This window comes from Sphingobium sp. B2D3A, from assembly GCF_025961795.1.
Taxonomy (GTDB): domain Bacteria; phylum Pseudomonadota; class Alphaproteobacteria; order Sphingomonadales; family Sphingomonadaceae; genus Sphingobium.
Genome location: NZ_JAOQOI010000001.1, coordinates 2,270,215 through 2,293,169, shown reverse-complemented (window position 1 = coordinate 2,293,169; position 22,955 = coordinate 2,270,215). Strand labels below are relative to the sequence as shown.

Below are 22,955 nucleotides of genomic sequence, written 5' to 3'. Positions count from 1 at the left end.
ATTTCCGGAAGCGGGAGATCATCATGGATACCAGCCTGCTCGCGCCTTTGGCGCTCTACAGTTTCGTCTGCACGGCCACGCCCGGGCCTAACAACATCATGCTCGCCTCATCCGGGCTGGTGTTCGGATTCCGGCGGACGCTGCCCCATATTTTCGGCATCAATTTCGGTTGTGCGGCGATGCTGGCCTTGAGCGGGCTGGGCCTTGGCGCGATCTTCGAAGCCTGGCCGATCCTGCGCTGGGTGCTGCGCATCGTGGGCGCAGCCTATCTGGCCTGGCTTGCAGTGAAACTCTGGCAATCCGAAGGCATGGCCCGGCGTGAAGGCGCGCATCCGATGACTTTCTGGCAGGCGGCGGCCTTCCAGTTCATCAATCCCAAGGCATGGGCCATCACCGTGCCTGCCATCGCCACCTTTACCGTGCCGGACCGTCCGCTGGGTCTGCAGCTTGCGGTGATCGTCGCCGCTTTCTCGCTGGTCGGCCTGCCCTCCATCGCGGGCTGGGCGGCCATGGGCGCCGGCGCGCGCGAATTGCTCGAGAGCCGCAAGGCTATGACCCTGTTCGTGCGGACCATGGCCATCATCACGGCGCTCACCGCTCTGCTGTTTCTGATCTAGGGAGATAGGCGCATGACACGCGACGAGATGATGCGCTTCGCTACCCAGTGGATCGCCAACTGGAACGCGCGTGATCTGGATGCGGTGCTTTCGCACTTCGCCGAGGACGCGCGCTTCATCAGCCCCCTGGCCAGGGAGATTGCCGGCTCGCCCATTATCGAGGGCAAGGCCGCGTTGCGCGCTTATTGGTCCGATGCGCTTGCGGTCACCACGGACATGCACTTCACCCTCCTCGCGGCGGTGTGCGACATCGAGGCACAGGTGCTGGACGTCCATTATCTCGCGCGGCGGAACGGCCGATCCCGGCGCGCGCTGGAGACGATGCGGTTCGTCGATGGCAAGCAGGTGGAAGGCGAGGCATTTTTCGGCATCGATCTCACAGACTGATAGCAGGCGCGGTTGCCAAAGCCCGCGCGAGCTTCTAGCAGTATCCGTACATCAAGAGTTGGGGCGACGCCCAACGCCAACCTGCCAATCCGGGCAAGGTGGCACTCCGCAAGGAGGATGTGGCCGAACGGCAATTATGCGGATCAAGCCACTCAGCGTCGACCCGGACAAGGACCGACGCACTGTGCCGATCAAGATACCAGACCACCTCCCCGCCCGCCGTACCCTGGAAGCGGAAGGCGTCCTCGTTATGGACGAAGGCACCGCCACGCGGCAGGACATCCGGCCATTGCGGATCGGCCTGCTGAACCTGATGCCGGACAAGATCAGCACCGAGACGCAGATTGCCCGGCTGCTCGGCGCCACGCCGCTCCAGATCGAGCTGACACTGGTGCGGATTACGGATCACGCCACCCGCAATACCTCCGCCGATCATATGGCCGCCTTTTATCGCCCGTGGAGCGCGGTACGCCATGAGCGGTTCGATGGCTTCATCGTCACCGGGGCGCCGGTGGAGCGGCTCGATTATGAGGATGTGCGCTACTGGCCGGAACTGACCGACATCTTCGACTGGACGCAAACGCATGTTCACCGCAGCCTGACGATCTGCTGGGCGGCGCAGGCGGCGCTTTATCACTTCCATGGCCTGCGCAAGCGCACCTTGGAGCAGAAGGCGTTCGGGATCTTCCCGCATCGCAATTGCGTGCCGACCTCGCCATATCTGCGGGGCATGTCCGACGTGTTCGACGTGCCGGTGTCGCGATGGACCGAGGTGCCGCAGATGGAGCTGGAGACGGCGCCGCATCTGCAGATCCTTGCCGATGCGGCCGGAACAGGCGCGGGTCTGGTTTATGACGAGGCCCGGCACATGCTCCACATGTTCAACCATCTGGAATATGATACGGGCACGCTCGCGCGCGAATATGCCCGCGATGGCGGGGCCTGTTTGCCTGTCGACTATTTCCCGCAAAATGACCCAACGCGTCCACCGCTGAACAGCTGGCGGAGTCACGCCCATCTGCTGTTCGCCAACTGGATCAACGAGGCCTATCAAACCACCGCGTTCGACCTTGCGCATGTCGGGCGGGAGCCATTTCCGGTGTCGTGAAGGACATCACCGGTTCCGCGCACGCCGTAGCCTCCAGTTGGCGATGTGCGCCCCCGCGAGCAGCAGGCTGCCCGAGACCGTGATCGCCGTTTCCAGAATCTCTAGACTGGCGAACAGGATGCCGACCGCCATCAGCGCCAGGCCGACCGCGCCGATCGCCAAAGGCACGGGCGCCCGGTGCCTGCGCCAACCGCTCACCAGCGCGAAGGCACTGGTCGGCACCGCGAGCGCGAGGACGACGGCGTGGAAGCTCTCGCCCGGATCGATCTGATCGGCGAAGGCCGGGAGGGCTGCCAGCAGCAGCGGCAGTCCCAGACAGTGGATCATGCAGGCGACGGAGGCGCAGACGGCAAAGCCATCCAGCCAGTCGTTTCTGCTCCGGGTTTGCGTGAGGGAAGATGCGGCGGCTGCGTGATTCAATTCCATGCTACTATTATGATATGGTATATCATGCCTTTCAAGGCATGGAGGCATTTTAATTGGTCGCAACGCTACCTCTGAAGCAGCCCGCTATTCAAACGCTACGCGCCGCAAATCAGAGAGCGAAAGCCTGAACAACGCGCGGCCGCCTACCCTCTCAGTTCCACCAGCATTGAGACTGCGCCAGCGCGCCCGCGACGCGGAAGCTCCTCGTCGCGGGCGTTCGCATTCACGCCTTGGGGATGACCGGCACCAGCAGATGGCTGTCATACTGACCACCGGTGTGGATGATATGCGTGCCGGCGTTGCGCAGTTCTTCGTGGCGCGCGAAGGGCAGCATCGGCAGGCCCTCGCGATAGATATCCATGCCCTTCACGACGACGCGCAATTGCTCGCCCGCCCGGAACAGCGTGGAGGACGGCCAGATCTCGATATCGACCGGCACCGTAACGCCCGGCTCCAGCGGCTCCTCGACCAGATGGCTGTGGACCGGCTGGAACGCCGTCGAGCGTGCTTCATCCAGCGCGCGATGGCTGGCCCGCAGCCAACCCAGTGCCACCGGACCATTTTCGAAGAAGGCGTAAAAGGTCATGCCCACCGCATTGCCATCGGCATCCAGCTTCTGCAGCGCGACGAACAGGTCCATGTCGTCCGCGCCCTGCGCTTCCACCCACAGGCGCAGCTTCATGTAGCCGGTCAGCTCGGTGTCCGTGTCGAAGCGAATATCGAAGCGGGCCTCGCCGGCTTCGTCGAGCGGATCATAGGAGGCGCTGGCTGCATTGCCCACGGGCTCGCCCTGCATCGTGCCGGTCGCGGCATCGAGATAGAGCGGCGTGTAGACCGTGCGTGCCAGCGGCCATTCCTGCTCGCCGCGCATGGTCCATGTCTGCGCGCTTTCGCGGACTTCGAGCAGCACCTTGGGCCAGTCGGCAAGGCCGCTCTCGACGCCCTTGAGATAGCGATCGAAGAAGACGCGGGCCAGCTCCTTGCTCTCGGGCATATAGTAATGTGCCCATTTCTTGCGGCCATGGCCGATCAGCCATTTGTCCGCCGAGGAGAACTGGCGGAAGGCCTCGAAGGTGCCGCGCGTGTGCAGCGCCTGATCGGCCCAACTGCCCACCACCAGCGCCGGAATGTCGATGGCCGACAGGTCGACTTCCTTGCTGGCCCAATAGGCATCGTACAAGGGATGCGCCTGCACATTGGCGTTGGTATCCTCGTAGCGCTGATGGCCAAAGCGCAGGTTGCTGCTGCCGCGCGGCAGGAAGCCCGTTTCGCGAATGCCGCCATGATAGGCGAATTCGCGATACCAGTCCGAGAAGCCTTCCCACGGATTGATGGCGGCCAGATGCGGCGGCTTGAGCTGACCGACGAGATACTGGATCGCCGCGAGATAGGAGACGCCGGTCATGCCGACCTTGCCATTGCTCCAATCCTGCACGCCGAGCCATTCGATGAGATCGTAGCAATCTTCCCCCTCGCCAAGGCCGTTGTGGCGCACCTCGCCTTCGGACTGCCACATGCCGCGCGAGTCCGCATTGCACACGGCATAGCCGTGCGCACACCAAAAGGCCGGATCGGGCGCCTCGAAGGCGGTGAAGCGGGACATCCAACCGGCCTCCACGCCCGAATGAGGCGGGAAGAGCTTATCGGACAGGCCGTGCTTACCATAAGGGCTCCACCCCAGTAGCACGGGCAGCGGGCCGTCGGCGGCATCGGCGGGACGATAGAGATCGACATAGATGTGAACGCCGTCGCGCAGCGTCACCTGGATATTGCGATCGATGAGGAGGCCGTCCTCTTCCCACTGCTCATGGGCAATCGGCGGCAGTGGCGGCTTGCCCGGTGCTGTCGTGGGATCAATGCTATCCTGCATGATCAGCGTGAAGCCGGCCGTATCGCTCATCGACTATCCTCTCGTCTGGAAATTAAAAATGCCCGGCGATCGGTTGGACCGCCGGGCACATCATTAACGGATCAGAACTTGAACCGGGCACCGATGCGGTAGGAACGGCCAACCACGTCATACAGCACGTTGTTGGTCGGACCGAAGCTGGACGGTGCGTCCACCGGCGGATCCTTGTCGAACAGATTGTTGATCGCGCCGAAGATCTCCATCTTCTGGTCGCCACGGTTCCAGACCGCGACGCTGCCGTTCAGGTTCACGTAGGTCCAGGGCGCGATGTAGTTGTCGTTGATGCTGTCCGTACGGTTCGGATCGTAGCCGTACTGGCCCGGCCCCACGAGCGCATTGTTGTAGGTACCGCCGGAGATGTGCCGCACCTGAACCTGCAGGGTCGCAGGATCAGCGTTGAACGTCACATAGCCATTGATGATGTAACGCGGCATGCCCGAGGGCTGCGACACGGGCGAGCCGTTCATGCCCGCACGGTCAATCACGCCGCTTGCCGAGTCGGTGATCAGATCGTCGATGATCGTGGCCATGCCGCGCAGCGAAACGCTACCACCCAACACGTTGATCGGCAACGTGTAGGCCGCCTCAATATCCCAGCCCCGCGTGATGAGGCTACCCAGGTTGATGTTGCGGTTGGTGATCGACTGGATCGTACCCAGCGTCTGACCGGACTGCACCGGCGCGCGCGTGATAAGATCGCACAGTGTCGCGATATTGCTCACCTCGCAACCCGTGACGATCACCTGCGCCCCAAGTTGAGAAACGGCGTTCTTGAGTTTGATGTCGAAGTAATCAACCGAGAACCGAAGGCGCCCGGCACTGCCGAGGTCGGGCTGGAGAACCACGCCAACAGTGAGCGTATCCGCTTCTTCAGGGACGAGATTGGGATTGCCGCCCAGCAGTACCGAGGCGAGCACCTGGCCACCGGCTGCCGGGTTGACGCTCTGGAAGCTGGTCTGCGTCGGGCCGAACAGCTCGAACAGATTTGGCGCACGAATGTCGCGCGACCGCGTACCGCGCAAGCGCAGCCAGTCGAGCGGCGCGGCTTCCAGCCCGGCCTTCCAGGTAATCACATCGCCACTGGTGGAATAATCGGTGTAGCGAACGGCACCGTTAAAGAACACACCTGGCGCGAGCGGCACATCGAGCTCGCCGAATGCCTCGAAGATGTCGACCTTACCATCGATCGGCGCGCCCGGACCGGTGTAGAACTGGAGCGCGCGGGAAATCGCGTCGGCACGGCCGCGTGCGATGTCCTGGCGCAATTCGACGCCTGTCGCCGCCTTGATCGGGCCAGCCCAACCCTGGAAGAGCGTACCGTTCATCGAGGCTGCCACAACGTTCTGGGTCAGGCGCGTATCCTGCTCCACCGTGCCGTGCGTCCAAGCCTTGGCTGCAGCCGAGACATTACCCTCGCCGAACGGGTTCAGAGGCACACAGCCTGCAGCAGCGGCAACGCCCTGGAGGGTGCCGCGGCAGACAATGTTGCCATTCGCGACGCCGGTGGTGAATTCACCCTGATCGACGGCATCGATCGCCAGCTGAATGCGCGGCGTGATCGAGGTGTTGTAACCGCGCTGCCAGTAATCGGTGCGACCGAACTGGTAATAAGCATCGAATTTCCAGTCGCCCCACATTTCGGCATTGATACCCACGACCGCGCGGTACGTATCACGCTTCACTGTCGAACGCTGCGGTCCGAGATCCTCCCATACACGCCCGAAGGGAATGGATGCGAGGCCGAACGTCGCCATGGTATTCGCGACGGAATCAGGAAGATAGGCATTGTCCTGCCGGATCGTCAGATTGCCAAGATCGCGGCGCTGGGCGCCGATGGTGGAACCGTTCACCCGGCTGTACGAGCCTTCGGTGAACAGCTCGATGCCGTCTGCGACCTCGAACTTTGCATGAGCAAAGGCGTTCAGACGCTCGACAGGCGCGGCAATGGGGAAGTTATCATAAAAAGGCTGACGCCCGTCACCGCCGCCGCTCTGAAAGAGGCCGGAGCCGTAGTAGGTTCCAAAGTCGTGACGACCCGTCGTACCATTGGACCGGAACTCCAGACCCGGAAGTCCCGAGGCAATCAGTGCCGCGTTTGCCGGCGTGTTGGGAACCAGAGGGATCAAACCATTATAGGACGAAGAACCGGTGGTCGTGTTCGGCAGGATCAATGTTGCCGGCAGACCCGGCGCCACCCGGCCGAGTGAGGGATTGGTCGCGACACGATAGGGATTGGCAACCGTGTTGTAGCCCAGCGCGCACCAGTCGCGGGTGTAGCAGTCGCCTGTGCCCTTGTTGTCGGAATATTCAACGCCCGCGACGATGTGACCACGGCCACCGGCAAAGCCCATGCCGCCGGCGAGGGCGAACTGATATTCCTTGCCATCACCCGCATCGTTGATGCCGTACTGCGCCGAGCCCTTGAGGCCGGTCAGGTTGGTGTCGAGAATGACGTTGACGACGCCCGCGACGGCATCCGAGCCGTAAGCGGCCGAGGCACCACCGGTCACCACGTCGACGCGCTCAACCAGCGAGGTCGGGATGATGTTGAGGTCGACCGCGCCGGCATTGGCGAAGGAGCTACCCTGCACGGTCGAGGCCACCACGCGGCGGCCATTGATGAGCACGAGCGTGCGGTTGGCGCCAAGGCCGCGCAAGTCGGCTGTGGAGGCGCCGATGTTGTTGGCGAAGATCGCGTTGGTGCTCGGCGTCGCCTGCGGACGGAAAGACGGCAGCTCGTTCAGCACCTGCGCGACGTTGACGGCAGCCTGGCGCGCGATCTGCTCACCGCCGACGACCGAGACGGGCGTGGGCTGATCGAAGCCGGTGCGCGCGATGCGCGAGCCGGTGACGATGATCGCCTCGCCGGCCTCATCATCCTGCGGCTGCGCGACGTCCTGGGCGAAAGCGGGCGTGGCGACAAAAGCCATGCCGAGCGCGAGAGCGCTCAGGCTGGCACCGGCACCGGCCCTCAAAACGCGCGAACGGGTAATGAATGGGGACATGGACAATCTCCTCTCCTGATCAGGCACTAGGCACAAGCTTTGCCGAACGACGCGCGCGCAAAGACAATGCCCGCCCCCGTTCGACATGCTGGAAAAACAACGATGACGGACTATCAAGGGAGAATTGATCCCTCAACACCTTTAGCGCGAGTTAACTGCCTCATTGGCGAGGTGTGACATATCCGTCACAAAACCGGCGTGTTGCGTTGAAAAAGTCCACTCGGATGGCGGTTTCTGAGCACCAGACCCCCCAGCGAGGTCAGGGAGCGAGGGGAATCGTCTCAGCCTCGGCGAGGATCAGGAGGAAGTCCTCCCGGGCGTCTGTCCAAACCTGTCGGGGGGTCCAGCCACCGGCTGAAAGCAGAGCGCGAGCGGACTGTTCAGTATATTTGTGGCTGTTCTCAGTATGGATGGTTTCCCCATCGCGCATGAAGAACAGGCGGTCCTCGACCTGGAACGCGACGTCCCGCTGCGCCTCCAGATGCATTTCGATCCGGCTCGCGGAGGGGTTCCAGCGGGCGACATGGCGGAAATCGTCCACCGGAATGTCGGCGCCCAGCTCCCGGTTGATCCGGTGCAGGAGATTGAGGTTGAATTGCGCGGTCACGCCTTGCGCGTCGTCATAAGCGGCGATCAGGCGATCGATTGGCTTCACCCGGTCGATGCCGATGAGCAGCCACGAGCCATGGCCGAGCGTGTCGCGCATCGAGCGCAGAAGGTCCGTCGCGGCGAAGGGCGCGAGATTGCCGATGGTGGAGCCCGGAAAGAAGCCGAGCATCGCACTGCCCCGCAGCGCGGAGGGCAGCGCCACGGCTTTGGTGAAGTCGGCTTCGACCGGATAGATCGGCAGGTCCGGCAGCAATTGTGCGAGATCGGCATTGGACTGGAGGAGAAATTCCCCGGAAATGTCGATCGGCACATAAGCGGAAGGACTGACCTGCCGCAGCAGATGCGGGGTCTTGAGCGAACTGCCGGAGCCGAACTCCACAACGACCCGCCCCTCCCCGATCAGGCCTGCGACATCGCCGCAATGGGCCTTGAGCAAGCCGACTTCCGTGCGGGTCGGGTAATATTCGGGCAGCCGCGTGATATCCTCGAACAGTTCCGAGCCGACAAGATCGTAAAACCAGCGCGCCGGGATGGCCTTTTGCCGCTGCGACAGGCCCGACAGGACGTCCTCGCAAAATGCACTGGTGCCTTCATCCGGTGCGCATCGGTCCAGCAGATCGAGTTTGGGCATCGTCGCCATGGTCAGCAGTCCTTTGCGAGCCGCAGTCCGGTGAACTGCCAGCGCTGATGGGGGTGAAAGAAATTCCGGTACGAGGCGCGCATATGGCCGCGCGGCGTGGCGCAACTCCCGCCCTTCAGCACGAACTGGCTGCTCATGAACTTGCCATTATATTCGCCGACCGCGCCCTCGGCGGTACGAAAGCCGGGATAGGGTCGATAGGCCGAACCGGTCCATTCCCAGACATTGCCGAACAGCGAGAGAAGGCCTGGCCCGTCTTCCGGGCATCGCGGCGCGACCGGTCCCGGCCGGTCAAGCTGGATACCAGCGTGAGGATCGGCACCCTGCGCCGCCGCTTCCAGTTCCTGCTCGGTGGGCAGGCGCGCGCCGGACCAGCTCGCAAAGGCATCGGCCTCGTAGAAGCTGATATGCGTGACGGGATCGGCATCATCCACGGCCTGCCAGCCCGAAAGACTGAACTGCTCCCAGGCGCCATCCGACTCCCGCCAGTACAGCGGATGGCCGATCCTCTCACGATTGAGCCAGTCCCAGCCGTCGGACAGCCACAGGGATGCCGTGCGATAACCGCCATCCTCCATAAACGCGCGCCACTCGCCATTGCTGACCGGTCGATTGGCGAGCGCATGGGGCGCGAGATAATGGGGATGACGCGGCTGCTCATTGTCGAAGGCGAAGGTGCCAGCGCCATCTGCATGACCGACCTCGACAAGGCCGCTCGGCCGCTCGATCCAACGCACGGCCGGCGCCTCGCTATGTCCTCTCGGTTGTGCTGGCCACAGGGCGACATCGAGCGGGTTGCACGAAAACAGATGCTTGAGATCGGTCAGCATCAGTTCCTGATGCTGCTGCTCATGATGGAGGCCGAGGGTGAGCAAGTCCGGGCAAACCGCCGCGAGCCGAGGCATCGCGTTCAGGACCGCCTCATCGACCCGCGCCCGATAATCGCGGATTTCCGCAAGCGTCGGGCGCGTGAGCAGGCCGCGGTGCGGACGCGGGTGTCGCGGCCCCTCCGCTTCATAATAGCTGTTGAAGAGATAGGCCCAGCGATCGTCATGCGCGACATAGCCCGGCACATGGTCGCGCAGCAGGAAGGTTTCGAAAAACCAGGTCGTATGGGCGAGGTGCCACTTGGCCGGCGACGCGTCGGGCATCGACTGCACCGTCGCGTCGGCATCGCTCAGCGGCGCCGCCAGATCGACAGAAAGCGAGCGGACGGATTGGAAGCGGTCGGCCAGGTCTGCAGAACATGCCTCGGCGACCTGCGCGCGGCTCGCCATCTCAGGGATTCATGTCCGCGATCGGCTTCCCGTCCTGCTCCTCTTCGAACAGCAGGGCCGCTGCTCCGGTTGCGGACAAGCGCACCTTGTCGCCTTCCACCTCTGCGACGAGCCCGCCCGACAGATAATGGTGGTGCTTACCATGCGAACCGCTGTCCGCGCGCGTCATCTTGATGCGGTCACCCTCGACATGGTCGACCGTGCCGATATGCACGCCATCCGCGCCGATGATGGACATATGCTCTTTGACGTTGCTGAGATCGGCCACAATTGCCTCCACGCTTGATCGGAAACCCGATAGCCTAACGCGCAAGGCCGATATTGGATGCAGCCCGATCCGAGCGAATCTTTGGCTCAGACGTAGCGCAACCCGGCGTCCATGATCCGCTGGCGCAGATCGAATACGTCTAGACTGAACTCTCCGGCTGCAAGGCGCGTACGCTTGCCAGCCTCGTTCGCCTCACGGGCCCGCGATGCTTCCAGCACCTTGGCGGCGTTGGCGCGGGGGACGACGCACACGCCGTCATCATCAGCGACAATCACATCCCCGGGATTGACCAGCGCGTTGGCGCAGACCACCGGGATGTTCACGCTGCCCAGGGTGTTCTTGACCGTGCCCTGCGCATAGACGGCCTTGGACCAGACCGGGAAGTTCATCTCGGTGAGGTCGCGCACATCGCGCACGCCGGCATCAATGATCAGGCCGCGGCACCCCCGCGCCTGCGCCGAGGTCGCCAGCAGATCGCCGAAATAGCCATCCTCGCAGGAGCTGGTCGGGGCCAGCAGCAGGATGTCGCCGGCCTTCAACTGCTCGATGGCGACATGCACCATCCAATTGTCACCCGGAGGCGCGCTGATCGTCACTGCACTGCCCGCGATCCGCGCGCCGGCATAAATCGGCCGCATATAGCTGGCCAGTAAACCCGTGCGTCCCTGCGCCTCATGAACCGTCGCAACACCGCACGCCGCCAAACCGTCAATCACCTCAGGATCAGCACGTTCGATATTCTGTACGACCACACCCATGATTGCTCCTGCCCTCTCAGCTTGCGATGATTGTCTTGGTCTCCAGAAACTCTTCCAGTCCCCAGACACCATATTGCCGGCCATTGCCGGACCTTCTGTATCCCCCGAACGGCGCCGCCGCCGTCCATGGCGGAAAGTTGATCGACACATAGCCTGCCCGCACACGGGCTGCGACGGCCCGCGCCGACGCGGGATCAGCCGACTGCACATAGGCGGCGAGGCCGAAGTCGGTGGCATTGGCGATTTCGATGGCCTCGTCAACATTCCGATAGGTGAGGATGCACAGGACCGGGCCGAAGATTTCCTGCGTGGCGATGGCGGCATCCGGCGCGACTGGGCCGAAAATGGTCGGCCTGGCGTAATAGCCGGTCGGCAGATGGTCTGGTCGTCCAAGGCCGCCGGTCAATAGCGGCTGCCCGCCATCGATCGCCTGCCGGATCAGGCCCTGCACCCGATCGAACTGCGCCGCGTTCATCAGCGGGCCGAAGCTCGTCGCGGGATCATCAGGCGGCCCCACGACAAGGCCCTGCGCGGCGGCCACGGCAAGCGCGGCAACCTCCTCGAACCGGTCGGCCGGGACGATCAGCCGGGTCGGCGCGGCGCAGACTTGCCCTGCCACCATCATGCACGCCGCCACGCTGCGCGGGACGACCGCCGCAAAATCAGCTTCCGGCAGCAGGATATTGGCGCCCTTCCCGCCCAATTCCTGATGCACCCGCTTGATCGTCGGTGCGGCCGCCGCCGCGACCGCCGCGCCGCTCGCCACCGATCCGGTGATCGAGATCATGTCTACATCGGGATGCGCGGCGAGGCGCTGCCCGCAATCCGCGCCGCGACCGTTGACGAGATTGAACAGGCCGGGCGGCAGGTCCGCCTGTGCCATCGCCTCCGCGAGCAGGCCGCCGCACAATGGCGCATGTTCGCTCGGCTTGACAATCACCGTGCATCCCGCAGCGATCGCCGGCACGGCCTTGCACAGCATCTGGTTGACCGGCGCATTCCAGCTGGTGATTGCCACCACCACGCCAATCGGTTCCCGCACGATCTCGAAGCCGCCGGGCATCGTCCGGGCGAAGGGATAGCGCGCGAGAATCTCCGTCATGCTATCGAAATGCGCCCGGCACATCATGCTCTGCCCCTGCGCGACCATGCGCGTCAGGCCGATCTCCCGCATGAGGTGATCCTCAAACGCGGGTGCCAGCACATCGAAGGCGCCGCGCATCCGGGCGAGCACGTCGAGCCTTTCCGCGATGCTGCTCTGCGACCATGAGGCGAACGCTTGCCGGGCTGCTGCGACGGCTCGATCTGCGTCGACCGCATCGCCGAGCGCCGCGCGCCCGAGCAGCGTTCCATCCGCCGGAGACCGAACCTCGACGATGTCCCGGCCGTGCGGTTCGACCCATGCGCCGCCGATGAAGAGACGATCCTGATACAGCGGAGCATTCAAAGTCGTGACACCTTGGCGTGAGGATTGTATAGCACGAGAATATACTATTTCAGAGAGGCGCCGGTGCCGCAATCGGAAAGCGCAGATTATATCATCATCGGCGCGGGGTCGGCGGGATGCGTCCTCGCCAACCGCCTGTCGGCCGCGCCGGAAAACCGGGTTCTTCTGCTGGAGGCGGGCGGGCGCGATCGCCACCCGCTGATCCGCATGCCCTTCGCTTTCATGAAGCTGCAATTCATGCCGTTCCTGACCTGGCCCTATTGGAGCGAGCCCGAGCCGGGGCTGGATGGCCGGCGCCTGTGGCTGCCGCGCGGCAAGGTGTTGGGTGGCACCTCCTCGATCAACGGCATGGTCTACGCGCGCGGCCATCCAGCAGACTATGATGAATGGTCGGCACTCGGCGCCACCGGCTGGAGTTGGGACGAGGTGCTCCCCTATTTCCGGCGCTCCGAACGGAGCTGGCGCGGCGACAGCGCGGATCATGGCGTCGAGGGGCCACTGACGGTCAGCCCGGTCGAGACGACTGGGCCTTTGCATGATGCGGTGATGCAGACCGCGCGCGCCCTTGGCCATCCCATCCTCGACGATCAGCATGGACCCAATAGCGGTCACGGCTTCGCGCCGCCGGAAGTGACGGTGGACAAGGGCCGCCGCGCCAGCAGTGCGCGGCAGTTCCTGCATCCCGTCGCGCACCGGCCCAATCTGGCCATTCGGACGGGCTGCACGGTCACCCGGATCGTCATCGAGGCCGGGCGCGCGGTGGGCGTCGAGATCATCGACAAAGGCCGCCCGACTTTGCTGCGCGCGCGACGCGAGGTCATATTGTGCGCTGGCACCTACAACTCGCCACAATTGCTGATGCTCTCCGGGATCGGCCCGGCGGACGACTTGCGCGCGCTCGGCATCGATGTCGTCGCCGACTTGCCCGGGGTTGGCTGCAATCTTCAGGAGCATCCCCTCACCGGAATTGGCTACACGCTGACCGAGCCCATCGGCTTCGAGAGCAATCTGCGCTTCGACCGGCTGCTGTTGAACGTGGGACGCTTTTTCCTCGGCCTGGGGAACCGGGCGACGCAATTGCCGGTCACCGCCTTTGGCTTCATGCCGACCAAGCCCGGACTGGCGCGGCCGGATATCAAGGCCAATATCTACCCCACCCGGCTCGATGCCCGCGTCTGGTTTCCCGGTATCCGCAAGGGCGCCGGCCATGCCATGAGCGCGTTCGCCGTGTTGCTGAGGCCTGAAAGCCGGGGCAGCGTGCGCCTGCGCTCGCCCAACCCGGGGGACGCGCCCGAGATCCGGATCAACATGTATGAGGACGAACGGGATCTGGTGACGATGCGCCGGGCGGTGCGTATGTTGCGCGAGTTCTTCGCCGCTGCGCCCCTGCGCAACCTTGCCGGAAGTGAGATCATGCCGGGCAGTGGCGTGCAGAGCGATGCGGAGATCGACGCGTACAACCGCCGCAGCAGCGTGCTCGCCCATCATGCCTCCTCGACTTGCGCCATGGGCACCGATGAGCAGGCGGTGGTCGACCCGAGCTTGCGGGTCCGGGGCATCGAAGGCCTGCGCGTGGCCGACGCCTCTGTCATGCCCCGCATCGTGGGCGGCAATACCAATGCGCCGGTGATCATGATCGCGGAAAAGGCTGCTGACCTGATCCTGGGCATCGCCCCGCCGCAGTCCTGCTGAGGGAGGAGGTTCTCACGGCAATCGATTGCATTTTTACTGGCCCTGCCCGCCTCGCTTCGCTACCCCTCCCACCCATCGACCCGCTGGATGCGAGACTCGCCGCAGCCGCACGAGGATGAGGAGGCTTTGAAATGAAGAGATTTTTAATCGCCGGCGCCGCCATGCTGGCCATGGGCACGGCGCTCGCTGCGCCCGCTCAGGCAGAACTGAAAGTCGGCGCCGCCAAGGTCGACTGGACCCCGGCCGCCAAGAGTCTGAAAGAACCCTATACCGGCGTTCTCGACCCCATCTACGTGCGCGCGATCGCGCTGGAGAGCAATGGCGAGCGCGCTGCGCTCGTGACGGTGGATGTGGGTGCAATCCCGACGGACCTGTGGAGCGGCGTCACCGCTCGCCTGAGCAGCGATCTCGGCATCGCGCCGGAGCGCGTCATGCTCACCGCGACCCATACGCACAGCGTGCCCTGGGGTCCGCACCCCAAGCTGGAGGACCAGATCGTCCAGGCGGTGCGCGAAGCGGTCGGCAAGATGCAGCCGGGCAAGGTCGCCTTCGGGGAAGGCAAATCCTACATCAACGTGAACCGCAACATCATCGACCCGGACAACCGCCGTTGGTGGGAAGGCCCCAATGTCGATGGCCCGTCCGACAAGACCGTGGCCGTGCTGCGCTTCGAGAATGCGGCCGGAAAGCCGGTCGCCGTCTACTATAACTATGCGGTCCATGCCGTGCTCACCGGCAATCTCGATCTGGTGAGCGGCGATCTGCCCGGCGCCGCCTCCCGCTACATCGAAAATGCGATGGGTGATGATGTGGTGGCGGTGTGGTCCGAGGGTGCCGCGGGTGACCAGAACCCCATCTTCTTCCAGCAGACCTACGATCTGCGCGCCATCCGCATCGCCGATTATGCCAAGCGCGGTGAGGACATCAGCAATGCCATGCCGCCCGGTGGTGTCGGCATGGACCGCAAGAACCCGCAGGTCGCCAAGCTGATGGAGCAGCAAAAGCAGATGGCCCAGTCCATGGGCCAGATGCTCGGTGAGGAAGTGCTGCAGACGATGCGCCTGCGCCTCGAACGGCCCGAGAAGGTGAACGGCATCGCCGGCGCCAGCAAGACCTTGGTGTGCCCCGGTCGCGAGCGCACCGACAAGGGCCGCGCAGGCTATGCCGGCACCTATGTCGACGCGGCAGACATCCCCATTCACCTCAGCATGCTGAAGATCGGCGATGTTTTCATCGGCGGCGTGAATGGCGAGGTGTTCAATCCCGTCGCGACCAGCTTCAAGGCACAGGCGCCCTCGCGCCGCACCATGATGGCGACGCTGACCAACGGCTTTGGCCCATCGGGCTACATCCCGAACGATGCGGCTTTTGGCCAATATACCTTCGAGGTGGTGTCCTCGCGCCTGAAGCCCGGCTGCGCGGAAAGTGGCATCGTCAACGGCCTGCTCGATCTGGTCGAGCAGACTGACGCCGCCAAGTAAGGCCAAGGGGGCTACGGCCCCCTTCCCGCCTCCGGCCCAATCCGCTTCGGCTCAATCCTCTTCGGCTCAATCCTCTTCACACTTGCAAACCGGCCCCGCGCGCGTCGCGCTGGGCCGGGGTGCAGTCGTCGCGAATTCGACTGGGACCAGCCGGCCATCGCGGTTTGCATCCGCTCCGGCAAACCGGGTCGATGTCGCCACGGCCCACTCCTCGAACGAGAGGAGGTTGTTGCCGTCCTTATCCAGCTTTCGGAACGCGCTCGTTCGGCTTGCCATCATTTCCAGTCGCGTCACCACGCCATCGCGATTGCGATCATAGCGGTCGAAGCGCTTCTGCTCGCGGGTGCGCTCTGTGGCTTCCGGGACGTCGGGCGGCGGCGCCCCGCGTGCATTGGGATCGCCCGGCCCGGGCAAGGGCGGCGCTTCTGCGCGCAGGCCACCATTGGCGACGCGCGGCTGCATGTCCGCATCCACGGCGGACTGCCACCAGAACAGCCCCGCCGCGACGAACAGCAGCGCGGAAAGTACACCGGCAAAGAATCGCCCCATCGCAGGCCCCCCGCAGGGAGATTAACCGCGCAGGGCGGCGATCAGCAAGCGGCTGTACTGGCGGGGCGTGAAGCCGCGCGATGGCAGCCGGGCGGCGCGGACGTCCGGCATGGCAACAGCGGCGAGCAAACGCAGGGGGCGCGGCAGACTGCGGGCTGATCGTGCATCCCGAGGCAGAAAATCCGAGGCAAGCGTGAGGCTCCGGCGCCCAAGAGCCTCCTCGCTGGCGTGACCGGCCAGATCCCACAAGGCCCAGAGCGCGCCGAGCCGATTGGCCGCCTCGCTCTCTCCTCCGGCCAGCAGCGCAAACAGCCCCCCGCCACGAGCCAGCGCATAGTCCAGCAAATCCTCGTCGCTGAGAGGATCGGGCGAGGCAAGCACGCGCCATCCGTCGATCAGCCGTTCTGCCGCCGTGCTGGCACCGGCGTCCGCTTGCTGGCGCCAGGCATCGACCAGAGGCTCGCCGCGCCCCTTGGCGTCATCCCGTTCCACCAACACGGCATCCCACCAGGCAAGGCGAATGGCGGCGATCGTCGGATCGGCCCGCCGACGGATCAGCTCGGCCAACCGGGCGTCCAATTGCCAGCACAGCGCATGCCATGAGCGCTCCGCTGCAGGCGCGTGCGCGAGCAACAGGCGCTGCAACGGGGCGGGCTCGTGATCGGCACCGAGCGCGGTAGGCGGCGCATTCACCAACGATCAACCAACCGAATTAGGCATTTGTCCACCACTTCTGAATAAGGCGAGGATCGGGCCGGTGGCGGTGCAATCGTTCGCCGGATGGGTGGCTTCAAGGGCAGTGAGGACAGGAATGCGCAACCGGGCAGGCGCAAGCTTCATGACCAGGCTTGGCCGCGACGTGCGCGGCAACGTTATCGCAATCTCGGCAGCGGCACTCATTCCGCTGGCGGGGCTGATTGGCGGCGGCGTGGACATGAGCCGTCTCTACCTCACAAAGACGCGACTGCAACAGGCTTGTGACGCCGGCGTGCTGGCCGGTCGCCGCGCGATGGGATCGGGAAGCTGGACCGAAGAAGGCAGCACCAGCACCCGCAGCCGCGCGCTCGAACTGTTCAACGCCAATTTCACGGACGGCGCCTACGGCACGACCTTGCTCGACCACGATTTCTCTGAGGATGACGGCGAGGTCACCGGCTTTGCGGACGTCTCCGTGCCCATGACCATCATGCGCATCTTCGGCATCACCGAGCGCACCATGCACGTAACCTGCACCGCCAAGATGGAAATTCCGAATACCGACGTGATGTTCGTGCTGGACGTTACTGGATCGATGAACTGCCCAGCAGATGGAAGCTGGTGCCCGGGCGGCAACAATAACAATAGCCCGGCAACCAATGCCCGCCTTGTTGGGTTGAAGAGCGCCGTCAAATGCTTTTACGAAGCTCTGCTCCGCGTAAACACGACCGAGGTCTGCGGGAACGACCCTTCCGCAACCACTTATACCGGCACGGCGCAAATCCGCTTGGGATTCATGCCCTATTCGGTGAACGTGAATGTGGGCAAGCTACTGAACAATGACTGGATCGCCAACAACTGGTCCTATCAGTCACGCGAACCCCGAATGGAAACGGTCTATGCATGGCAGGCAAGCGGGGAGGCCATGGGCAGCTGGGGCAGTTGGTCGAGCGCGCCAACCAATCTGAACACGGCCAGCAGCTATTCTTGGGGGACTAACCTCGGCAATAATGGCTCAACCACAATTAACGGTACGTCCTACAGCAACAATCGAACAGACCGGACCTCTTCAAACTGCACGAACCTTAACACCAACGGCACCATTTTAACGTACACGGACAACGGCAGCCTGCAAGCCGCCACGGTCTCAGACTATGCAGCACCCACGTATCCGGCCACTCAACAGACGCGAACGTACCAACAGAATGATAATCACACCGTCGTCGCGTATCGCTATGCGTGGTCAAACAGCAGTTGCCGCCTGCAGAGCAGCAGTGCGCGCACCTACACTCGGTCGAGGACGACAACTGGCACACGCCAGATCAGCTGGACAGATTACCAGCGCATATTTGGCTGGCGGTACAAACAGGTCTCGTTCGATGTCTCCGGGCTGAAGGCCGGCGGCGCAAGCTGGAACAATAGCGTGGCGCTGCCGTTGACCACCCGCGCCGGGCCGACAGTCAAATTGTCCGGCTCTACTAGCGACACGCCGCTTTATTTTCCGGCAAATGCCGAGGTGGGGTGGGACGGGTGCATCGAAGAGCGTAGCACAGTCCTAAATAGTGACGGCGACCCCAGTGATGAGTGGAATACCATTCCCGCGGGCGCTCGCGACATGGACATCGATGCGATACCTGATCCGTCCGACCCGGAAACTCAGTGGAAACCCATGCTGCCGGGTGCCGCATGGGCCCGCTACACCGGAACGAACCCTGACTATAACTGGACCCGAAACAATGTCGACCCCTCGGGGCTAACGCCTTCTAATCCCGCGAAGAATGCCTTCACCTATTACTGCTCGACCGAAGCGAAAAAACTACAGACCTGGTACACGCCCGGTGGTTTCGAAACCTACGTCAACTCCTTGCGCGCCATCGGCAATACCTATCACGACATCGGGATGATTTGGGGTGCCCGGTTTATTTCGCCCACCGGTATCTTTGCTGATGAAAACAGAGAGACGCCCACCGGCGGCGCCATCCAGCGGCACATCATTTTCATGACTGATGGCGCGACAATGACTGACCGCACCAACTACACTGCTTATGGCATTCCCTGGTGGGACCGGCGCCAGACAACCTATGCGCCGAATGACACGCAGCTCACCAACATTCTCAACAGCCGGCTTGTCGCGCTGTGTACCGCGATCCGCAACCGGAACATCACCTTGTGGGTGGTCTCCTATGGAGGCGGCGTGGACAGCACGACGGAAACACGGCTGGAGAATTGCGCGACGCCCGGCAAATATTTCAAGGCGGACGATACACCGACGCTGATCAGCAATTTCAAGCAGATCGCGTCCGAAATCGCCGATCTGAGGCTGACCAACTGAGATGAGGCGCGCGCCTCATCTGTTCGGCGCACGCGCCCTGCCTGTCCTGCGCCGTTTCGCGCGGGCGCAGGAGGGCGTGACGATCATCGAGTTCGCGCTCATTCTGCCGGGTTTCCTCATCATGCTGCTGGGCGCTCTGGATGTTGGGCACACGCTCTACATGCAGAGCGTGGTGCAGGGCGCCGTGCAGAAGGCCGCGCGGGACGGCACGCTGGAGACATCCGCCGGCACAAATGCCACCTCGCGCGATGCGATCGATGCCGTCGTGGAAAGCCAGATCAAGCAGCTGCATAATGACGCGGAGGTTTCGGTCCAGCGGCGCTTTTATCGCAGCTTTTCGCAAGCCGCCGCTGCCCAGGCCGAACCCTTTACGGACAGTGCCAGCGGCCCCAACAAGAATGGCGTTTGTGACGGCGGCGAGCCGTTTGTGGACAACAATAACAACGGCGTTTGGGATGCCGACGGTGGCAATGCCATCAACGCCGCGGGCGCGCGTGACAATGTCGTGTTCACGGTGACGGTCTCCTATCCGCGCCTGTTCCCGATCGACAGACTGATCGGCGGGCATGGGACCACGCATGTCGTGGCCAGGACCGTGCTCTCAAACCAGCCCTATGGCGACCAGGGCACCGATGGCACGCCGACCGTGCGGTATTGCTCATGAGTGCGGTGAGGCTCCTCAAGCGCAAAAGCGCGCTCTGCGGTGTTCGGCTTGGCAACGTCGCGCGTGTAGGGCACGCCCAGAGCGGTGTAGCCGCCGTGGAATTCGCACTCACGGCTCCGGTGATCCTTGGGATGTTCCTCGCCGGCGCGGAACTCACCAATTTTGCGATCACGCGGATGCAGGTGAGCCAGATCGCCCTGCATGTTGCCGATAATGCCTCCCGCATCGGCACCAACAGCCTGCTCACCGCGCCGCAGATCAGCGAAGCGCAGATCAACGATCTGCTGATCGGCGCCAATATGCAGTCCGGCGCGCTCGATCTTGCTACCAATGGGCGGATCATCATCTCGAGCCTGGAGCCAGTCGCCAATCCCAATCCCGAACCCAAAAAATTCCACATTCACTGGCAGCGTTGCTTCGGCGCCAAAAGCTGGGCTTCGACCCATGGCGTGCAGGGCGACACCGATCTGCCGGCGATGGGCGAAACCGGCAAGCAGGTGACGGCGCCCGATGGCGGCGCGGTCATCTTCGTTGAAGTGGCCTATGATTATACGCCGCTCATTTCGGCGAGCATCGTGCCGACGACCGTCATCGTCGATACTGCCGCCATGACCGTGCGCGACGACCGCGACTATAATGGCAATGGCGGCACGGGCGTCTACAATAATGAAGGCGTCACCGCTTCGACCTGCAGCAGCTGAGGTGATGGCGCGGGTCTAGAGCGCCAGATCCACCCATGCGTTTTGGGCCCGAGAGGCGGCAACGGCCGTCTCGATGAAGGCCACGCCGCGCAACCCCTCCTGCACGCCGGGCAGCGAAGGCGCCGCATTGCCATGAAGAACCGCCGCGAAATCGCGATAGAGGGTGGCGAAGGCCGCCATATAACCCTCGGCATGGCGGACGCCCGGCGGACAGGCGATTTCAGGCTCGTCCTCGCCGAAAGCGAGCCGAAGGCTGGCACCGTCGATCGGATGCAGCGTAAGGGCATGCGGATCATCGAGTGTCCAGACCAGACTGGCGGCCTCCCCATCGCAGCGCAGGCGCAGCCGGTTGCCCTCCCCCGCCTCGATCTGCGAGGCCATTATGGTCCCGCGGGCGTCGTTCTCGAACCGCAGGAGCACGGCGCAGTCATCGTCCAGCGTGCGCCCCGGGACGACGCTGCCAAGGTCGGCCATGATCCGGCTTACATGCAGGCCGGAGACGAACTCGGCGAGATGGAAGGCGTGGACGCCGATGTCCGCGATGCAGCCGCCTACTCCGGAGCGCGCGGGGTCTACACGCCAGGCCGCCTGCGCATCCCTGGCTGCGCTCGCCAGCCAGCCCTGCGCATAGGTCGCGCTGACCTTGCGGATCGCGCCCAACTCTCCCTCGGCGATCATCGCGCGGGCGGCGCGCACGGCGGCAAAGCCACCATAAGGATAGCTGACCGCAAAGGGGCGGCCCGTCTCCTTCACAAGCGCGGCAAGCCTGCGGGCTTCATCGAGCCGCGCGGTCATGGGCTTGTCGCTCATCACGGCAAGGCCGGCCTCAAGGGCGGCCACGGCAGCCGGGTAATGGAGATGATTGGGCGTGACGATGGTCGCGAAATCGGCGCCATCCACCCGGTCCCGCTCGCCCGCCAGCAAGGCGGAGACATCCGCATAGGCACGGGCGGGATCGATGCCATAGGCAAGGCCCGCCTGCCGGGATCGCGCCGGGTCGGAGGAAAACACGCCCGCAACCAGCCTGATCTGACCGGTCGCCTCCGCCGCGATCCGGTGGGTCTGGCCGATGGACAGAAGCCCGCCCCCGCCAATCATGGCCATGTTCAGCATGACGGGCGTTTCTGCATCGGAACGCTACCCCAGCGATCAGGCAGCAACCAAGGCGGCATCCCGCAAGCCGCGCCACACGCGGGCGGCCTGCACGCTCTCCTGCACATCATGCACCCGTACGATCTGCGCGCCCTGCCCGATCGCGACCTGCGCCAAGGCGACCGAGCCGCCGAGCCGCTCCTCGACCGGCGCACCGTCGGTCAGCGCGCCGACAATGCGCTTGCGGCTGGCGCCGAACAGCAGCGGCACGCCGAGCGCCTGATACATGGCCAGATTGTTGATAATTCGCGTGTCGTCCTGCAACGCCTTGCCGAAGCCGACACCGGGATCGAGGATGATCTTGCTCCGCGCGATGCCGGCATCGAGGCAGGCAGCGACCCGCGCCTCCAGCCAGTCGAACACGGCCATGTCCACCGTCGGGCCGGCAACGGCACCGGCCTTGTACTTGACCGCGCCGCCGTGCGGATCGTCGCCGGCGGACGGGCTGTGCATCAGGATGACGGGGCACCCCGCCTTCGCCACCACCTCAAGCCCGCGCGGATCGTGGGTGAGGCCGGTCACATCATTAACGATGCCGGCGCCGGCCGCGAGCGCGGCCTCCATCACCGCCGCCTTGCGTGTATCGATGGAGACGACGATGCCGTTCCTGGCCAGTCGTTCGATCACCGGCACGGTCCGGGCGATCTCGTCGCCTTCCCACACGGTCGCGGCGCCCGGTCGGGTGGACTCACCACCGACGTCGACGATCGAGGCGCCGACCAGCTGCATCGCAAAGCCGGCATCGGCGGCGCGCTCGGCATCGCCGATGAGCTTGCCGCCATCCGAGAAACTGTCCGGCGTCATGTTGAGGATGCCCATGACCTGCGGCGTATCGAAGCGAATGACGCGCTCGCCCAGCGTCAACGGTGCGCGAGGCGCCGTCAGCCCCTGCATTTGCGCTGCGATCCGCTCAGCCTGCGCATCGCTCAGGCGGCTTTGCCAGTCCTCAAACATGGCAACGGGGACGATGGCCTTGCCGGCGGCGCCTTCCGCGCCCGCCCAACGGACCTCGAGGCCCTGGAACCAGATCAATCCACCGGCGAGCCTGCGGAATTCATGCGTGTCCAGCCCGACAGGCGTGTCGATGAACCAGATCGGGCACAGATAGAGGCGGGCGTCCGGCGGCGGGGTTTCCATCATCATCGGGCGATATCCTTTTGCATCCCGCGCGCCTTAGCTTGCCCGACAGAAAAGCGGAAGCAGGAGCCCGGACCCGCGGTGGGAGCGCGCCGTCCGG

20 protein-coding genes and 1 riboswitch are annotated in these 22,955 nt (G+C 64.1%); of the genes, 8 read left to right on the top strand and 12 right to left on the bottom strand.

Annotation, left to right across the window (positions count from 1 at the left end; genetic code table 11):
* Positions 1-23 precede the first annotated feature (23 nt).
* From M2337_RS10645 to M2337_RS10635, 3 genes are all read left to right on the top strand, one after another.
* Complete coding sequence (locus M2337_RS10645) at positions 24-617, top strand: LysE family translocator (protein WP_264570204.1); 594 nt, start codon at positions 24-26, stop codon at positions 615-617.
* Positions 618-629: 12 nt separating this feature from the next.
* Positions 630-1,004 carry a nuclear transport factor 2 family protein gene (locus M2337_RS10640; protein WP_264570203.1) on the top strand — a complete coding sequence of 125 codons (375 nt, stop codon included), beginning with the start codon at positions 630-632 and terminating at the stop codon, positions 1,002-1,004.
* Positions 1,005-1,047: 43 nt separating this feature from the next.
* A riboswitch (SAM-I-IV-variant riboswitch) is annotated at positions 1,048-1,152 on the top strand.
* A 36-nt stretch (positions 1,153-1,188) separates the two neighbouring features.
* Positions 1,189-2,112 (top strand): homoserine O-succinyltransferase, encoded by a 924-nt coding sequence (locus M2337_RS10635; RefSeq protein WP_264572242.1) that lies wholly within the window; start codon positions 1,189-1,191, stop codon positions 2,110-2,112.
* Positions 2,113-2,118: 6 nt separating this feature from the next.
* Here the strand turns inward: M2337_RS10635 and M2337_RS10630 are convergent, their stop codons facing one another.
* The 8 genes from M2337_RS10630 to M2337_RS10595 form a co-directional block, all read right to left on the bottom strand.
* The gene (locus tag M2337_RS10630; protein ID WP_264570202.1) at positions 2,119-2,538 is read right to left on the bottom strand and encodes a MerC domain-containing protein; all 420 of its coding nucleotides are present in this window, start codon (positions 2,536-2,538) and stop codon (positions 2,119-2,121) included.
* Between the two features lie 223 nt (positions 2,539-2,761).
* The gene (locus M2337_RS10625; RefSeq protein ID WP_264570201.1) at positions 2,762-4,438 is read right to left on the bottom strand and encodes a CocE/NonD family hydrolase; all 1,677 of its coding nucleotides are present in this window, start codon (positions 4,436-4,438) and stop codon (positions 2,762-2,764) included.
* A 71-nt stretch (positions 4,439-4,509) separates the two neighbouring features.
* Entirely contained in the window at positions 4,510-7,452 is a 2,943-nt protein-coding gene (locus M2337_RS10620; RefSeq protein ID WP_264570200.1) for a TonB-dependent receptor plug domain-containing protein, read from the bottom strand.
* Positions 7,453-7,711: 259 nt separating this feature from the next.
* Positions 7,712-8,701, bottom strand: coding sequence for an L-histidine N(alpha)-methyltransferase (gene egtD / locus M2337_RS10615; protein WP_413716195.1), 990 nt, complete (start codon positions 8,699-8,701; stop codon positions 7,712-7,714).
* A 2-nt stretch (positions 8,702-8,703) separates the two neighbouring features.
* Positions 8,704-9,978 (bottom strand): ergothioneine biosynthesis protein EgtB, encoded by a 1,275-nt coding sequence (egtB, locus tag M2337_RS10610; RefSeq protein WP_264570199.1) that lies wholly within the window; start codon positions 9,976-9,978, stop codon positions 8,704-8,706.
* Position 9,979: 1 nt separating this feature from the next.
* On the bottom strand, positions 9,980-10,246 hold the full coding sequence (locus M2337_RS10605) for a DUF2171 domain-containing protein (RefSeq protein ID WP_181559551.1): 267 nt from the start codon (positions 10,244-10,246) through the stop codon (positions 9,980-9,982).
* 86 nt (positions 10,247-10,332) lie between these two features.
* Entirely contained in the window at positions 10,333-11,007 is a 675-nt protein-coding gene (gene ligK / locus M2337_RS10600; RefSeq protein WP_319799460.1) for a 4-carboxy-4-hydroxy-2-oxoadipate aldolase/oxaloacetate decarboxylase, read from the bottom strand.
* Positions 11,008-11,020: 13 nt separating this feature from the next.
* Positions 11,021-12,451, bottom strand: a complete 1,431-nt coding sequence (locus M2337_RS10595; RefSeq protein ID WP_264570197.1) for an aldehyde dehydrogenase family protein — start codon at positions 12,449-12,451, stop codon at positions 11,021-11,023.
* A 63-nt stretch (positions 12,452-12,514) separates the two neighbouring features.
* Between M2337_RS10595 and M2337_RS10590 the strand changes: the two genes are divergently transcribed.
* Both M2337_RS10590 and M2337_RS10585 read left to right on the top strand, forming a co-directional pair.
* A complete protein-coding gene (locus M2337_RS10590) occupies positions 12,515-14,143 on the top strand; it encodes a GMC family oxidoreductase (RefSeq protein WP_264570196.1) in 1,629 nt (542 codons plus the stop codon).
* Positions 14,144-14,274: 131 nt separating this feature from the next.
* Complete coding sequence (locus M2337_RS10585; RefSeq protein ID WP_264570195.1) at positions 14,275-15,624, top strand: neutral/alkaline non-lysosomal ceramidase N-terminal domain-containing protein; 1,350 nt, start codon at positions 14,275-14,277, stop codon at positions 15,622-15,624.
* Positions 15,625-15,690: 66 nt separating this feature from the next.
* On the opposite strand, the gene M2337_RS10580 is transcribed toward M2337_RS10585, so the two are convergent.
* Together M2337_RS10580 and M2337_RS10575 are read right to left on the bottom strand one after the other, a co-directional pair.
* Positions 15,691-16,173, bottom strand: coding sequence for an EF-hand domain-containing protein (locus M2337_RS10580; protein WP_264570194.1), 483 nt, complete (start codon positions 16,171-16,173; stop codon positions 15,691-15,693).
* Positions 16,174-16,194: 21 nt separating this feature from the next.
* Positions 16,195-16,866, bottom strand: a complete 672-nt coding sequence (locus M2337_RS10575; RefSeq protein ID WP_264570193.1) for a hypothetical protein — start codon at positions 16,864-16,866, stop codon at positions 16,195-16,197.
* A gap of 145 nt (positions 16,867-17,011) precedes the next feature.
* On the opposite strand from M2337_RS10575, the gene M2337_RS10570 reads away from it, so the two are divergent.
* The 3 genes from M2337_RS10570 (at position 17,012) to M2337_RS10560 (ending at position 20,566) form a co-directional block, all read left to right on the top strand.
* Positions 17,012-19,201, top strand: a complete 2,190-nt coding sequence (locus M2337_RS10570; RefSeq protein ID WP_264570192.1) for a Tad domain-containing protein — start codon at positions 17,012-17,014, stop codon at positions 19,199-19,201.
* A 1-nt stretch (position 19,202) separates the two neighbouring features.
* Positions 19,203-19,865, top strand: coding sequence for a TadE/TadG family type IV pilus assembly protein (locus M2337_RS10565; protein WP_264570191.1), 663 nt, complete (start codon positions 19,203-19,205; stop codon positions 19,863-19,865).
* Between the two features lie 95 nt (positions 19,866-19,960).
* Positions 19,961-20,566: a TadE/TadG family type IV pilus assembly protein gene (locus M2337_RS10560; RefSeq protein WP_264570190.1), complete on the top strand. Its 606-nt coding sequence runs from the start codon at positions 19,961-19,963 to the stop codon at positions 20,564-20,566.
* Positions 20,567-20,581: 15 nt separating this feature from the next.
* Here M2337_RS10560 and M2337_RS10555 read toward each other — a convergent pair whose 3' ends face one another.
* Together M2337_RS10555 and folP are read right to left on the bottom strand one after the other, a co-directional pair.
* Positions 20,582-21,679, bottom strand: a complete 1,098-nt coding sequence (locus tag M2337_RS10555) for a Gfo/Idh/MocA family oxidoreductase (RefSeq protein ID WP_319799434.1) — start codon at positions 21,677-21,679, stop codon at positions 20,582-20,584.
* A 36-nt stretch (positions 21,680-21,715) separates the two neighbouring features.
* The gene (folP, locus tag M2337_RS10550; RefSeq protein WP_264572239.1) at positions 21,716-22,858 is read right to left on the bottom strand and encodes a dihydropteroate synthase; all 1,143 of its coding nucleotides are present in this window, start codon (positions 22,856-22,858) and stop codon (positions 21,716-21,718) included.
* Positions 22,859-22,955 lie beyond the last annotated feature (97 nt).